The sequence below is a fragment of the Polaromonas sp. CF318 genome (assembly GCF_000282655.1).
GTDB lineage: Bacteria > Pseudomonadota > Gammaproteobacteria > Burkholderiales > Burkholderiaceae_C > Polaromonas.
The window spans coordinates 50,629-64,312 of the sequence record NZ_AKIV01000021.1 but is presented as its reverse complement, the minus strand read 5'-3'; the positions used below and the strand labels follow the sequence as shown (position 1 = coordinate 64,312).

Genomic DNA, 13,684 nt, shown 5'->3' with positions numbered 1-13,684 from the left:
GTCCGGCAGGCGGCCGCCGACAGCGGCAAGGATCCGGACGACGGCCAGCGCCTGGAGGCGCTCAAGGAGCGGCTGGACAACATGATCGAGTCCAGCCCGGTGCTCAGGCAGTTCCGGCCCCAGCTGCTGATCGACATCACGCCCGAAGGCCTGCGCATCCAGATCGTGGACAGCAGCAACCGGCCGATGTTCGACCGCTCCAGCGCCGTGGTGGTGGCCTATATGCGCAGCATCCTGCGCGAGATCGCCCCGGTGCTCAACGAGCAGCCCAACAAGCTCACGCTGTCCGGCCACACCGACGCCACCGTGTACTCGCAGGGCGACAAGTCCTACAGCAACTGGGAGCTGTCGGCCGACCGCGCCAATGCCTCGCGGCGCGAGCTGGTGGCCGGCGGCATGCAGGACGGCAAGATCCTGCGCGTCATGGGCGTCTCGTCCAGCGTGCACCTGAACAACGACGACCCTTACGCGGCGGTCAACCGGCGCATCAGCATCCTGGTGCTGAACAAGCGCGCCCAGGCCGACATCGAAAGCGGCAATGCCGCGACCGCCAGCGCGCCCTTGCTCGCGGTGGGCAAGGGCGCGAGGGCCGCCGGCGGCGCCGGCCCCGCGATCAAGCCGGTCGGCGCGCCGCAGGCGCTGAACCCCAGCCCCGCCAAACCTGAAAGCCGGACCTGATGCACAAAAAAACCATCCTGGTGGTCGACGACTCGGCCGTGATGCGCCACCTCAACTCCGCCGTCCTCGAAGAGGGCGGCTACCAGGTGCTGCTGGCCGGCGACGGCCAGGCCGCGCTGGCGCAAATCGTGGACACCCCCGTGGACCTGGTGCTGACCGACTGGACCATGATCCCCATGGACGGCGGCGAGCTCACGCGCCGGCTGCGCGCGCGGCCCGATTCCGCGGCCCTGCCCATCCTGGTGCTCAGCACCCTCAGCAACGAGGCCAGCAAGGCCGACGCGCGGCAGGCCGGCGCCACCGGCTGGCTGTGCAAACCGATAGAGCCCGAAACGCTGCTGGCCGTGGTGGGCAGCCTGATGAACCCGGCGCGGGCCTGAGGCCGGCGCGGCGCCCTACAAGAGAAACCTTCCCCTATGGACATCACCCAGTTCTACCAGACATTTTTTGAAGAGGCCGACGAGCTGCTGGCCGAGATGGAGCAGCTGTTCCTGGGCCTGGACCTGGAGGCGCCCGACGGCGAACACCTCAACGCGGTGTTCCGCGCCGCGCATTCCATCAAGGGCGGCGCGGCCACCTTTGGTTTTGTCGCGCTGACCGATACCACCCACCTGCTGGAAAACCTGCTGGACCGGGCGCGCCACGGCGAGCTCAAACTCAATACCAAGATGATGGATGCCTTTCTGGAGACCAAGGACGTGTTGCAAAAACAATTGAGCGCATACAGGGCCGGCGCCGAGCCCGAGGCCGGCATGGTGGCCGAGATCTGCGCGGTGCTGCAGCAGCTCGCGCTGGAGGCCGGCGCAACGCCGCCCGCGCCGCCTGTTGTTGCCGCGCCTCCGGCGCCCGTGACCGCGCCGCAGGCGGAACCGGTTGCCGAGGCCGGCCCCGCACCGGAACGGACCCTGAAGGTGCGCTTTTCCAAAGTGTCGGAGAACGACTGCAAGCTGCTCAGCGAGGAGATGGCCAACCTGGGCCAGGTGACGGCGCAGACCCAGGAAGAGGGCAGCCTGACGATCTGGCTCAAGACCGGCTGCGACGGCAACGACGTGATCGCGGTCTGCTGCTTCATCATCGAGGCCGAGCAGATCGACATCCGCGAGGAGGGTGCGCCCGCCGCGCCAGCCCAACCGGTGGAAGCGCGGCAAGCCGAAGCGGCCCATGAAGCCGCCGCTCCGCAGGCGGCAAGCCCCTCCGCGCCCGCCGCCGCAAGCGCGCCGGCGGTGGCCGCTGCCGCCGCCGTACAGAACAAGGAGTCGAGTTCGATACGCGTGGACGTCGAAAAAGTCGACCAGATCATCAACCTGGTCGGCGAGCTGGTGATCACCCAGTCCATGCTGACGCAGACCGCCTCGCTGCTGGACCCGGTGGTGCACGAGCGCCTGCTCAGCGGCATGGGCCACCTGGAGCGCAATGCGCGCGACCTGCAGGAGTCCGTCATGTCCATACGCATGATGCCTATGGACTATGTGTTCAGCCGCTTCCCGCGCCTGATCCGCGACCTCTCGGCCAAGCTCGGCAAGCAGGTGCAGCTGGTCACGGTCGGCAAGGAAACCGAGCTCGACAAAAGCCTGATCGAGCGCATCATCGACCCCATCACCCACCTGGTGCGCAACAGCCTGGACCACGGCATCGAAGGCCCGGAGCGCCGCGCCTACGCCGGCAAGGACCCGGTGGGCCGGCTGACGTTGTCAGCCCAGCACCAGGGCGGCAGCATCGTGATCGAGGTCAAGGACGACGGCGGCGGCCTGGTCCGCGAAAAAATCCTGGCCAAGGCGCTGCAGCAGGGCATGCCGGTCAGCGAGTCCATGCCGGACGAGGACGTCTGGCAGCTGATCTTCGCGCCGGGCTTTTCCACCGCCGAAGCGGTCACCGACGTGTCGGGCCGCGGCGTCGGCATGGACGTGGTCAAGCGCAACATCCATGAAATGGGCGGCCATGTGGAGATCGCCTCCGTCCAGGGCAAGGGCACGACCATACGCATCGTGCTGCCGCTGACGCTGGCCATCCTCAACGGCATGTCGGTCAAGGTCGGCGAGGAGGTCTACATCCTGCCGCTGAATTACGTCATCGAATCGCTGCAGCCGCTGGACAAGGATGTGCACTCCATCACCGCCGACGAGCACGTCATGCACGTGCGCGGCGAATACCTGGCCCTGCTCGAGCTGCACAAGCTCTTCGACGTGGCCGGCGCGGTGCGTGTGCCCACCCAGGGCATCGCCGTCATCGTGCAGGCCGAGGGCACGCGCTTCGCGCTGCTGGTCGACCAACTCGTGGGCCAGCACCAGGTCGTGGTGAAGAACCTGGAAACCAATTACCGCAAGGTGCCCGGCATTTCAGGCGCGACCATCCTGGGCGACGGCAATGTCGCGCTCATCATCGACGTGGCGGCGGTGCAGCGCGCCAACCGCGACAAGGCGGCCCAGCGCGGCCAGGCGCGCCCTGCGCTGGTGGCAGCCGCAGCCGCGGCCGCATCGCGTGCGCTTGAGGTGGCCATGGCGGCGTAGAGATTCATCCGCAGATTACGCAGATTTACGCAGATTGAAACCCGGATTTTTTCCTTGAAGACTTCAGCTCGTTTTCGTTGCCGGACACACGGTTTTTCATCGTGATGGTCTTTATCTGCGTAAATCTGCGTAATCTGCGGATATGGATGCACTCGCAGGCGACTCGGGTGATCAATTTTTGGGCATCCGGCGGCGCGCCAGCGCCGGCGCGGCTTCGCGGGCGGATGAAAAGATTTATCCACAGGGTAACCCACAGCAACTGAGGGTAAGTTTTTGCGCGCGCGGGGCAAAACTTGAACCTTGGGGGCAGGATTTTGTATGCCTGTGTATCCGGCCGGCCCGTGGATACAGCCGCATGCCATAAGGCGGCTGGGGCGACACAGCGCGGATACCTCCGGGCGGTTCAATCGCGGCATGAGCTTCCTCATCCTTGCCTTTGCCGCCGGTGTGCTGACCATCGTCAGCCCCTGCATTCTTCCGGTCCTGCCCTTTGTTCTGGCGCGCGCCGGCAAGCCCTTTCTGCGCAACGGCCTGCCCATGCTGCTGGGCATGGCCCTGGCTTTCACCGCGGTGGCCACGCTGGCCGCCGTCGGCGGCGGTTGGGCGGTGCAGGCTAACGAATATGGGCGTATCGCGGCATTGGGTTTGCTGGCCTTGTTTGCGCTGACCTTGCTGTTTCCGGAACTGGCCGACCGGCTGGCCCGGCCGCTGGTGGCGCTGGGCGCGCGCATGGCCTCTTCCGGTGAAGGCGGCGAAGGCGGAAACCCTTCGCTGCTGTCCTCGCTGGTGCTGGGCGCGGCCACCGGTTTGCTGTGGGCGCCCTGCGCGGGCCCGGTGCTGGGCCTGATCCTCACCGGCGCCGCCATCCAGGGCGCGAACGCGGGCACTTCCCTGCTGCTGCTGGCCTATGCGGGCGGCGCGGCCGTCTCGCTGGCGTTGTCGCTGCTGGTGGGCGGGCGTGTGTATGCGCTGCTGCGGCGTTCGCTGGGCATCAGCCGATGGGCCAGGCGCGCCATGGGCGCGGCGGTGCTGGCCGGTGTGGCGCTGATCGCCACGGGGCTGGACACCGGGCTTTTGAGCCGGCTGTCGCTGGGCAGCACCTCAAAAATTGAGCAGACGCTGATCAATGTCTTCCAGGCGCAGGCGCCGGGGGATGGGCCAATGGCCGCGGCGAACGCCATGCCGCTCACCGCCGCAAAAGCGGAGGCTGCGCCCATACCTGCATCCACACCCACAGCCTGGCAGGACAGCACCTTTGCGCCGCTGGCCGGCGCCACCGGCTGGGTCAACACGGCGCCGCTGGCCGGGGCTGACCTGCGCGGCAAGGTGGTGCTGGTCGATTTCTGGACTTACTCGTGCATCAACTGCCTGCGCACCCTGCCTTACATCCGCGCCTGGGCCGACAAATACCGCGAGGCCGGCCTGGTCGTGCTCGGCGTTCATTCGCCGGAGTTCGCGTTTGAAAAAAACGAAAGCAATGTGCGCAGGGCCGTCAAGGACTTGGGGCTGGCTTATCCCGTCGCCATCGACAGCCGGCACGCGATCTGGCGCGGCTTCGAGAACCAGGCCTGGCCCGCGCTGTACTTTGTCGACGCCCAGGGCAGGGTGCGCCACCATGTGTTTGGCGAAGGGCAGTACGAGGCTTCCGAACGCCTGATCCAGAAACTGCTGGCTGAAAGAAACGGCGGGGGCGTGCGCGATGCGGGCTTGGTGGCCGTGCAGGGCGAGGGCGTGCAGGCGGCGCCCGGCAACCGGGTTCTCTCCGGCGAAACCTATGTGGGCCATGAGCGCGCGGTGAACTTTGTACCCGCCGGCGGCCTGCGGGCCGACAGCGCGCAGCGCTACGAGCCGGCCGCGAACCTGTCGCTCAACCACTGGACCCTGGGCGGGCAGTGGCTGGTGGAAGCCGAGCGCGCCGCCGCGGCACAGGCCGGCGCGCGCCTGGCCTACCGCTTTCGCGCGCGCGACCTGCACCTGGTGCTGGGCCGCGATGCCGGCGCGGCGCCGGTGCGCTTTCGTGTGCGGGTCGACGGCAAGCCACCGGCCCAAAACCACGGCACCGACATCGCGGCGGACGGTAGCGGCGTGATTGATGCGCACCGGCTCTACCAGCTGGTCAGGCTGCCGGCCTCGGCGGGCGACCATTTGTTCGAGATCGAGTTCCTGGACCCCGGCGCGCATGTCTATGCCTTTACCTTTGGCTGAACCCATTTCACCAGCATGAAAAAGCTCTGGATGGCCTTGACGTTTTTGGCGGGTGGTTTGGCGCATGAGCTGCGCAACCCGCTTGCTTGCCAATGCATCAATTCCCGACCGGCAATCGTGTGGCGCTCGGGCCGTGAGCAAAGCTGAGCGCCTGGTTGGTGAAGATGGCGAAGGGATTTGTACCGCAGTGTGTCTGGCTGCCAGGCGCGTACAGAACATTGCGTTGTTGAGATGTTGCCGACATGCGGGGACCTTTTAATCCACAGATTACGCAGATTGACGCAGATTTAAGAAAGGCGCGCATTCGAGATTTCACCCCATTCCATACGCTGGCCCGTGACTTTGCATCACGTTTTTTTAACTGCTTTCATCTGCGTAAATCTGCGAAATCTGCGGATAACAATTTCTTCAACCTCCAAAAGGAAAACACCATGACCGCCATCAACCCTCTCGACAAAGTCCTCTACACCGGCAGGACCCACACCACCGGCGGGCGCAACGGGGAAGCCCGCAGCGCCGACGGCCGCCTGGACATCAAGCTCTCCCCGCCCGGCAGCGCCGGCCAGGGCACCAACCCCGAGCAACTGTTCGCGGCAGGCTGGTCGGCCTGCTTTATAGGCGCGATGGGCCGCGCCGCCGCCGCGCAGAAGGTCAGCCTGCCTGCCGGCGTGGCCGTCGATGCCGAGGTGGACCTGGGCACGGCCGGTGAGGCCTTCTTTCTGCAGGCGCGCCTCAACGTCCTCCTTCCAGGCCTGGACAGCGCGACGGCGCGTGCCATCGTGGATGCGGCCCACCAGCTGTGCCCTTACTCCAAGGCCACACGCGGCAATATCGATGTGGAGATCAACCTGGTTTAAACCTGTAGACCGCACACGGCCAAGCCGGCCTGCCCATCACCTGGGCGGGCCGGCTTTTTTGATGTCAGGGTTCAAGGGGCGAAGCGGCCGGCATCACCAGACGCGCGGCCAGCCCGCCGCCAGTGCGGTTGGCCAGGCTCAGTCGCGCGCCTATGGAGGCGGCCAGCTGCTGCGCGATGGCCAGGCCCAGGCCGGTGCCGCCGGTATCGCGGTTCCTGGAACTTTCCACGCGGTAAAAAGGCTGCAGCACTGCCTCGAGCTCGGATTCGGGGATGCCGGGACCGCGGTCGAGCACGCAGATCTCTATGCCCTGATCGGCATCGATGCGCACGGCCAGTTCCACCTCGGTGCCGAATTTGAGCGCGTTGTCGGTGAGGTTGGTCAGGATGCGGCGCAGCGCCAACGGCCGGCTCATCACCGGGTGGCCGACCTGGCCGCTCACCGTGATGGATTTGCCGGCGTCTTCGTAATCGCAGCGCAGCGTGTCCAGCAGGGCATCAAGGTCCACCCTGCGTGGGGCCTCGTCGGCGCCATGCAGGCTGCGCGCATAGGTCAGCGCCTCGCGCACCAGGGCCACCATTTCATCGAGGTCGTGCTGCAGCTTGCCGCGCTGTTCTTCGTCGTCCATCAGGTCGGTGCGCAGGCGCATGCGCGTGATGGGCGTCTGCAGGTCGTGCGAGATGGCGGCGAGGATTTGCGTGCGCTCGGCCAGGTAGCCGGCGATGCGCCGCTGCATGGCGTTGAAGGCGCTGGAGGCGCGCGCCACCTCGGTCGGGCCGCCCTCGGGCAGGGTCGTGCCTTTGAGGTCGGGGCCCAGCGCGTCGGCCGCATGGGCCAGCCGCCGCAGCGGCTGGGTCGCGATGCGCACCGCAAAAAAAGCGCAGATGGCCAGCAGCGAGAGCTGCAACATCAGCAGCGCCGGCAGCCAGGGCGAGATCGGCGTGGCCGCGGCCCAGAGGTTGATGGTCAGTGGCGCGCCGTCACTCAGGCGCAGGTGGATGTGCACGCGCTTGGTGTCGCCGGGAATCGCATTGACCGTGACCTGGTAGCGCTTGTCCACCGCATGGGCGATCGATGCGCTCACGCGCGCGACGATCTCGTTGTCGCCGCCCTGCTCGGTGATGCCACCGTCCAGCTGGTAGCGGTAGTTCTTGCGGTCTATCAGCGGCAGCCAGTTGGGGCGCTCGGCCGGCGGCACCCGGTCCAGGATGGCGACGGAGCTGGTAATGTCTTTTTCGAGGTTGTCCAGCATCAGGTCGCGGCCCACCAGGCCACGCTCATACATCACCAGCAGGTAGGACATGGCCTGGGCCGCCAGTATGCCCAGCAGCAGGATCAGCATCAGCCGCGCGAACAGGCTGTGCGGCCAGCGCGGGCGGGCCTGCGTCATGCGGCCCCCGGCCGGCCCTGCACCGCGGCACTGAACACATAACCCTCGCTGCGCACCGTCTTGATGTAGCGCGGCTCGCGCGCCCCGTCACCCAGGCGCTGGCGCAGCCGGCTCACCAGCAGGTCGATGGAGCGCTCGAACAGTTCGGCGTCGCGCCCCTGCGTGAGGTTGAGCAACTGGTCGCGGTTGAGCACGCGCTGCGGGTGGTCCAGGAAGACGCGCAGCAGCCGGTATTCGGCGCCGCTGAGCGGCACCAGCGTGCCGCTGGCGTCCAGCAGGTGGCGGCCCGTGGTGTCGAGCTGCCAGTCGCCGAAGCTCAGCAGGTGGGAGCTTTCCTCTACCTGCAGGTTCGGCGGCAGCATGCGCGTGCGGCGCAGCACCGAGCGTATGCGCGCCAGCAGCTCGCGTGCCGCGAAAGGCTTGGCCAGGTAGTCGTCGGCGCCCATCTCCAGGCCCAGGATGCGGTCAGCCTCCTCGTTGCGCGCGGTCAGCATCAATATGGGAAGGGCCTTGTGCTTGCCGGCGCGCAGGTCGCGGCACAAGGTGAGGCCGTCCTCGCCGGGCAGCATGAGGTCCAGCACGATGAGGTCGACCGCCGCGCTCTCCAGCGCCGCGCGCATGTGCCGGCCCGACTCCGCCTTGGTCACGCGCAGGCCGTTTTTTTCAAGGTAGCTGCCCAGCAGTTCCCGGATCTCGCGGTCGTCGTCAACAATGAGGATGTGGTCTGGCTGCTGCATGGCTCGTCCTGGAAAAGTCCCAACCCCGGCATTGTGCCCCCAGGCCGGGTTGGGGTGGACCTCACTGGGCCAGCAAAGTCTGTATGGTTTTTTCGGTCTCAGCGTAGCGCCCCTCACCGAAGTGGCTGTAGACAACATGGCCCGTTTTGTCGACCAGGTAGACAGCCGGCCAGTAGTTGTTGCTGAAGGCGCGCCAGGTGGCGTAGCTGTTGTCCTGCGCCACGGCATGCTGTATACCCAGGCGCTCGATCGCGGCCTTCACGTTCTTTGTCGATTTTTCGTACGCGAACTCCGGCGTGTGCACGCCCACCGTCACTAGGCCCTTGTCCTTGTACTTCTCATGCCAGGACTTCACGGCCGGCAGGTGGTTCAGGCAGTTGATGCAGGTGTAGGTCCAGAAGTCGACCAGCACTACCTTGCCCCGCAAGTCGGCCATGCGCAGCGGCGCCGAATTGAGCCAGGTGTCTATGCCCGCGAACTCAGGTGCCGCCGCCGGCGCGCGGCCCAGCGAAAAGAAAGCCGAGGCATCAGGCATGGCAAAGGCGGCGGCTGTGGCGGCGGCAGCGGTGGCCAGAAATTGGCGGCGAGCGGTCATGGTCGACTCCTTGGGGTGAGTGGGGTGGAAGGCAGCGCCGGGGAAAGCCGCTGCCCATGCAGGCATTGGAATGCCGCAAGGTATCCCCGGTGTGTCCTGCCCAGGCTGGTGCGCATGACCGGGTATCGGGGGGGTGCTTGGATACAGTGGAATACAAAAAGGCCGACTCGCAACCGGCAGGGAGGACTCCCTGGGCGCTCAGAGGGCCCGCGACGCTTTTAACAAGCCGTCGGCGAGAAGTTCGATTTCCTCGCGCATGGCAAGGCGTTCCAGCCACCCAGGAGGAATGGAGCGGATGCCGTAGTGGGCGCCGGCTATTTGCCCGCAAATGGCGGCGGTCGTATCGGCGTCGTCACCCAGGTTCGCCGCCGCCAGGATGGCCTCCTCAAAAGACGCAGTATGGGCAAAGCACCAAAGGGCGGCCTCCAGCGCCTCAACGCAATAGCCGGATCCTTTGATTGCTTCCCGCGGCTTATTGATGAATTTCGCCGCGGCAATCGCGGCCACCTTGGCGGACAGGGGCTCGGGTACTGTGGTTGCAAGAATGGCTTCTTTGGTGGCACCGATCAATGCGGCTCGAAGCTGCAGGCCAAACAGGCGTGAGCACTCTATGGCTTCCTGCGCGCCATGCGTTGTGCGCGTGCTTTCGCCGGCAAAGCGAAAAGTATCGGCTTCGCTCTGACGGTAAAACATGGGAATAGGCGCCAGCCGCATCAAGGCGCCGTTTCCGGCCGTTCGGGGGTCGGATTGGCCGGCGAAAGGGTCCTTGGTCAGAAGGTAGCGATTGAGCGCGGTAGCCACCGTGATGCCTATGTCGAAACACCTGCCGTTGCTGCTCATGTATCCGATGCTGCGCCAATTGCAGTACCGGTTCATTTGGTCCGTAGGGTTGAAGCCATGGCAGTGCACAAGGCTCGCCGCCAGGCACAAGGCCATCGAGGTATCGTCAGTCCACTCGCCGGGCCGCAGGTCGAACGGGCCGCCGCCGCCCATGTCCGTGACCGCCTCGAAGCTGCCCCTGGACATGAACTCCACGGTCGTTCCTACGGCATCGCCGCAGGCCAACCCCAGCAAACAGGCTTGATAGCGCTCCCAGTCTTCCATTGAATGATTCTCCATGCCCAGTTTCTTTCTCCATTTGCCATTTTCCCTGATTGGTTGTATTATGCAACTCTATAGGTTGTTTAAAACAACCTATTTCTGAAAAATAACAATAAAAGGAAAATCATGACATCACAACACCTTACCGCGGCCAGCAAGTTTCTGAGCCTGGTGCTGCGGCACAAACCGTCCACCATAGGGCTTGAACTTGACGCCGCCGGTTGGGCTCGCATCGACGAACTGCTGGCCAGGGCCGCTTCGGCCGGGCACGCTCTTTCCCGCGCCTTGCTCGAAGAGGTCGTCGAAACCAGTGATAAAAAGCGCTTCGCCTTCAGCGAAGACGGCTTGCGCATCCGCGCCAACCAGGGCCACTCCGTCGATGTCGAACTGGGCCTGTCGCCGGTGGCGCCGCCGGCGAGGCTTTATCACGGCACCGCATCGCGTTTTCTCGAAGCGATACTGGCGGAAGGCCTGAGCAAACGCCAGCGCCATCATGTGCACCTGAGCGAAAGCAGCGAAACCGCCACCGCCGTGGGCGGGCGGTATGGCCAGCCCGTCTTGCTCCTCGTGGACAGCGGGCGCATGTCGGCGGAGGGCTATCTGTTCTTCCGGTCCGACAACAATGTGTGGCTGACCGACCACGTGCCGCCGGTTTACCTCAGCGTCGTTAAGGCCGGGAGCCTTGGGTGAAGCTGGCTACCGGCTTCGCCTTCACCCTTAACTCCGGGGACTGAAGGTCCTCGGGAAATACATCACCGCGCTGCGGTCTTTCAGCCTGTAGCCCATGGCGGGCCGGGGCGAGCCGACGTCCAGGGAACCGTCCTCCTTCAAAAAATCCGCGGCCAGGGCGCGGGTGCGGAAACCGCTCTTGTCGATGGGCCGGCCCAGCACCACTTCATACATCTTCTGCAGTTGCGGCAGCGTGAACGGCTCCCGCAGGAGGAATGCCGGCAGCGAGGTGTATTCCACCTTGTTTCGCAAGCGCTCCAATGCCGCCTGCAGGATGTCGCTGTGGTCAAAGGCCAGGCGCTTGCGCGGCGACAGCTCGGCGACCGGATGCCATTTGGCAGGCTTGGCCTCGTCCTGCACCAGCTTCACGGAGTCGGCGGCCAGCAGCGCGAAGTAGGCATGCGTGGCCGACCAGCCACGCGGGTCGCGCGTTTTGCCGCCCCAGCTGCCCAGCTGTTCGAGGTAGGGGCTCCGGACCCCCGTCTTGTCGAGCAGCTTGCGCCTGGCGCAGGCTTCAAGCGAGTCGTCCTTGTCGACATCCACAAAGCCGCCCGGCAAGGCCCAGGCATTCGGGTAGGGCTCTTCAGGCCCCGCGGGGCGCTGGACCAGCAGGACCTGCAGCTGCTCGTCCAGCACCGTGAAGATCACGATGTCCACGGTGGTTAGCGGTCGCTCAAAGCTCAGGGTGCTCTTTTTGGTGGCCATGTTTGCCTTCCTGTTTGACAAATTCCAATTAAGTTGTATTATGCAACTCATAAATAGGTTGTTCAGTACAACCTATAGGCCATCAAGAGGATCAAGGCCATCACGCAGTTAACCAGAAGGAGAAAGCACCATGTTAGGCATCCGCTTCATCAAGTCACAGCCCACGGTTCATTTGATCCAGTTCAAAAGGGGCAAGGTGGTCCGGGAAGGCGCGGGCCAGTCTTTCTATTACTACGCACCCACCTCCACCGTGGTGGCGGTGCCCGTGGCCAGCGCCCACCACCCCTTTATGCTGACCCTGGTGACCTCCGACTTCCAGAACGTCACGGTACAGGGCCAGGTCACCTACCAGGTCAAGGCTCCCCAGCTGACGGCCCGGCTGATGGACTTTTCGCTCAAGGCCAACGGCCAGGGGTACGCGTCGGACGACCCGCTCAAGCTCGGTGACCGTGTCGGCATGCAGGTGCAGGTCATCATCCAGCAGAAAGTGCAGGCGCTGGCGCTCAAGGAGGCCTTGCTGTCCTCCGCCGAGATTGCCCGCCATGCCGAAGCCAGCCTGGGCGCGCAGCCCGAGATTGCCGCGCTGGGGCTGCAGGTTCTGGGCGTGTCCATCCTGGCCATCAAGCCGACCCCGGACATCGCCCGCGCGTTGGAGGCTGAGTCCCGCGAGGCCAACCTCAAGGCCGCCGACGACGCCATCTACCTGCGCCGCATGGCCGCGGTCCAGAACGAGCGGTCCATCCGCGAGAACGAGCTGGACACCGAAGTCGCCGTGGAAGACAAGCGCAGCCAGATCGAGGACGCCAAGATGGCCGCCAAGGCCTCGGTGATGCGCAAGGAAAACGCCCTGCGCACCGAGCAGATGGATTCGGACGTTGCGCTCGAAGAAAAGCGCAAGCTCTATGTGAACGGCCAGGCCGCCAACTCGCGCACCCTGGCCGAGGCGGAAGCCGCGCGGCTGGACGCCATCATGAAGACCTTCCAGGCGGTGGACCCGCGCACCATCCAGGCGCTGGCTTCCGCCGGCATGGACCCGGCCCAGCTGATCGCCCAGGCCTTTGGCGGCATTGCCGACAAGGCCGAAAAGATCGGCCAGCTGAACATGTCGCCCGAGCTGCTCAACTCGCTGCTGGCCGGTGCCAACGCCGGCCGGCCGGTGCAGGCGGCAGCGGCCCGCAAATAAGCGAAAGCAGGAAAGGAAAGCATCATGTCTGCAGCCGAGAACCGCAAGGTGGTGCTGGTCACGCGCCAGACCCGGCTCGAAGAGCTGGTGGCGCGCTACCAGACCCTGGGCCAGGCGCAGTTCTACCTGGAACACCTGGGCGCCGACTTCAGCGATTACCTGCGCGAGAACGAGGCCTACGCCCGCAGCCTGCGGGTGGTGGCCGAAGCGCTGCAGGCCTGGGGCCGCTACCAGATCATCGACCGCGCGCACCTGACCAACTACATCTTCGCGGCCGACGACATCGTGGTGACGCTGGGCCAGGACGGCATGGTGGCCAACACGCTGAAGTACCTCAACGGCCAGCCGCTGGTGGGCGTCAACCCTGAGCCCAAACGTTGGGACGGCGTCCTGCTTCCTTTCGAGCCTTCACAGCTCGCTTCGGTACTGCCCGGGGTTGCCGGAGACCGCCGCGCCACCTCGCTGGTCACCATGGCGGAGGCCAGGCTGTCCGACGGGCAGGTGCTGCGCGGCGTCAACGACCTGTTCATAGGCCCGAAAAGCCATACCTCGGCGCTTTACGACATCGAGTTCCGCGGCACCAAGGAGGCACAGTCGTCTTCAGGCCTGATCGTCTCGACCGGCCTGGGCTCCACGGCCTGGCTGAAAAGCATAGTCACCGGCTCCGTCGGCATTGCCAATGCCGCGGGCTATGGACACGGCGAGGGCTACGAGCCCATGCCGCGTGATACCGACCATTTGATCTTCGCGGTGCGGGAGCCCTTTGCGAGCCGGGCCACCCAGACCTCGCTGCTCTACGGCGAGATCGAGGAGACGGAGGTGCTGACGCTGCGCTCGCGCATGCCGGACAACGGAGTGATCTTCTCGGACGGCATGGAATCGGACTTCCTGCGCTTTACCGCGGGCATGGAAGCCTGCATCGGGGTTTGTGCCACCAAGGGAATCCTGGTGGAATAAGGCGGACCCGCTGCTGCGAGAATCAGCGGCATTGCCCCAA

13 protein-coding genes are annotated in these 13,684 nt (G+C 65.4%); 8 read left to right on the top strand and 5 right to left on the bottom strand.

The window, feature by feature from the left end; all coding sequences use genetic code 11:
• The 5 genes from PMI15_RS03420 to PMI15_RS03400 form a co-directional block, all read left to right on the top strand.
• The coding region (locus PMI15_RS03420) for an OmpA family protein (RefSeq protein WP_007863698.1) at window positions 1-678 on the top strand (678 nt) is incomplete at its 5' end.
• Window positions 678-1,058, top strand: a complete 381-nt coding sequence (locus tag PMI15_RS03415) for a response regulator (protein ID WP_007863696.1) — start codon at window positions 678-680, stop codon at window positions 1,056-1,058. The genes PMI15_RS03420 and PMI15_RS03415, both read left to right, overlap by 1 nt.
• Window positions 1,059-1,094: 36 nt before the next feature.
• Complete coding sequence (cheA, locus tag PMI15_RS03410; RefSeq protein ID WP_007863694.1) at window positions 1,095-3,185, top strand: chemotaxis protein CheA; 2,091 nt, start codon at window positions 1,095-1,097, stop codon at window positions 3,183-3,185.
• 414 nt (window positions 3,186-3,599) lie between these two features.
• The gene (locus PMI15_RS03405) at window positions 3,600-5,390 is read left to right on the top strand and encodes a cytochrome c biogenesis protein DipZ (protein WP_036837324.1); all 1,791 of its coding nucleotides are present in this window, start codon (window positions 3,600-3,602) and stop codon (window positions 5,388-5,390) included.
• Window positions 5,391-5,821: 431 nt separating this feature from the next.
• Window positions 5,822-6,247: an organic hydroperoxide resistance protein gene (locus PMI15_RS03400; protein WP_007863689.1), complete on the top strand. Its 426-nt coding sequence runs from the start codon at window positions 5,822-5,824 to the stop codon at window positions 6,245-6,247.
• Between the two features lie 64 nt (window positions 6,248-6,311).
• Here the strand turns inward: PMI15_RS03400 and PMI15_RS03395 are convergent, their stop codons facing one another.
• The 4 genes from PMI15_RS03395 to PMI15_RS03380 form a co-directional block, all read right to left on the bottom strand.
• Window positions 6,312-7,637 carry a HAMP domain-containing sensor histidine kinase gene (locus PMI15_RS03395; protein ID WP_007863687.1) on the bottom strand — a complete coding sequence of 442 codons (1,326 nt, stop codon included), beginning with the start codon at window positions 7,635-7,637 and terminating at the stop codon, window positions 6,312-6,314.
• Window positions 7,634-8,374 carry a response regulator gene (locus PMI15_RS03390; protein ID WP_007863685.1) on the bottom strand — a complete coding sequence of 247 codons (741 nt, stop codon included), beginning with the start codon at window positions 8,372-8,374 and terminating at the stop codon, window positions 7,634-7,636. Before PMI15_RS03390 ends, PMI15_RS03395 begins: the two co-directional genes overlap by 4 nt.
• Before the next feature lie 61 nt (window positions 8,375-8,435).
• Window positions 8,436-8,969 carry a thioredoxin family protein gene (locus tag PMI15_RS03385; RefSeq protein WP_007863684.1) on the bottom strand — a complete coding sequence of 178 codons (534 nt, stop codon included), beginning with the start codon at window positions 8,967-8,969 and terminating at the stop codon, window positions 8,436-8,438.
• Between the two features lie 198 nt (window positions 8,970-9,167).
• Window positions 9,168-10,073: an ADP-ribosylglycohydrolase family protein gene (locus tag PMI15_RS03380; RefSeq protein ID WP_007863683.1), complete on the bottom strand. Its 906-nt coding sequence runs from the start codon at window positions 10,071-10,073 to the stop codon at window positions 9,168-9,170.
• 123 nt (window positions 10,074-10,196) lie between these two features.
• Here PMI15_RS03380 and PMI15_RS03375 point away from each other — a divergent pair, with 123 nt between their 5' ends.
• On the top strand, window positions 10,197-10,760 hold the full coding sequence (locus PMI15_RS03375) for an RNA 2'-phosphotransferase (RefSeq protein ID WP_007863682.1): 564 nt from the start codon (window positions 10,197-10,199) through the stop codon (window positions 10,758-10,760).
• A gap of 27 nt (window positions 10,761-10,787) precedes the next feature.
• Here the strand turns inward: PMI15_RS03375 and PMI15_RS03370 are convergent, their stop codons facing one another.
• Window positions 10,788-11,504, bottom strand: coding sequence for an NUDIX domain-containing protein (locus PMI15_RS03370; protein WP_007863680.1), 717 nt, complete (start codon window positions 11,502-11,504; stop codon window positions 10,788-10,790).
• A gap of 130 nt (window positions 11,505-11,634) precedes the next feature.
• Between PMI15_RS03370 and PMI15_RS03365 the strand changes: the two genes are divergently transcribed.
• Together PMI15_RS03365 and PMI15_RS03360 are read left to right on the top strand one after the other, a co-directional pair.
• Window positions 11,635-12,687, top strand: coding sequence for an SPFH domain-containing protein (locus PMI15_RS03365; protein ID WP_007863678.1), 1,053 nt, complete (start codon window positions 11,635-11,637; stop codon window positions 12,685-12,687).
• A 24-nt stretch (window positions 12,688-12,711) separates the two neighbouring features.
• Window positions 12,712-13,644 (top strand): hypothetical protein, encoded by a 933-nt coding sequence (locus PMI15_RS03360; RefSeq protein WP_007863676.1) that lies wholly within the window; start codon window positions 12,712-12,714, stop codon window positions 13,642-13,644.
• The last annotated feature ends 40 nt before the right edge of the window (window positions 13,645-13,684 follow it).

Excerpts from the sequence above, each read along its gene's own strand:
- PMI15_RS03415 (WP_007863696.1), top strand. The coding sequence starts at position 678 with ATGCACAAAAAAACCATCCTGGTGGTCGACGACTCGGCCGTGATGCGC.
- cheA (WP_007863694.1), top strand. The coding sequence starts at position 1,095 with ATGGACATCACCCAGTTCTACCAGACATTTTTTGAAGAGGCCGACGAG.
- PMI15_RS03405 (WP_036837324.1), top strand. The coding sequence starts at position 3,600 with ATGAGCTTCCTCATCCTTGCCTTTGCCGCCGGTGTGCTGACCATCGTC.
- PMI15_RS03400 (WP_007863689.1), top strand. The coding sequence starts at position 5,822 with ATGACCGCCATCAACCCTCTCGACAAAGTCCTCTACACCGGCAGGACC.
- PMI15_RS03395 (WP_007863687.1), bottom strand. The coding sequence starts at position 7,637 with ATGACGCAGGCCCGCCCGCGCTGGCCGCACAGCCTGTTCGCGCGGCTG.
- PMI15_RS03390 (WP_007863685.1), bottom strand. The coding sequence starts at position 8,374 with ATGCAGCAGCCAGACCACATCCTCATTGTTGACGACGACCGCGAGATC.
- PMI15_RS03385 (WP_007863684.1), bottom strand. The coding sequence starts at position 8,969 with ATGACCGCTCGCCGCCAATTTCTGGCCACCGCTGCCGCCGCCACAGCC.
- PMI15_RS03380 (WP_007863683.1), bottom strand. The coding sequence starts at position 10,073 with ATGGAAGACTGGGAGCGCTATCAAGCCTGTTTGCTGGGGTTGGCCTGC.
- PMI15_RS03375 (WP_007863682.1), top strand. The coding sequence starts at position 10,197 with ATGACATCACAACACCTTACCGCGGCCAGCAAGTTTCTGAGCCTGGTG.
- PMI15_RS03370 (WP_007863680.1), bottom strand. The coding sequence starts at position 11,504 with ATGGCCACCAAAAAGAGCACCCTGAGCTTTGAGCGACCGCTAACCACC.
- PMI15_RS03365 (WP_007863678.1), top strand. The coding sequence starts at position 11,635 with ATGTTAGGCATCCGCTTCATCAAGTCACAGCCCACGGTTCATTTGATC.
- PMI15_RS03360 (WP_007863676.1), top strand. The coding sequence starts at position 12,712 with ATGTCTGCAGCCGAGAACCGCAAGGTGGTGCTGGTCACGCGCCAGACC.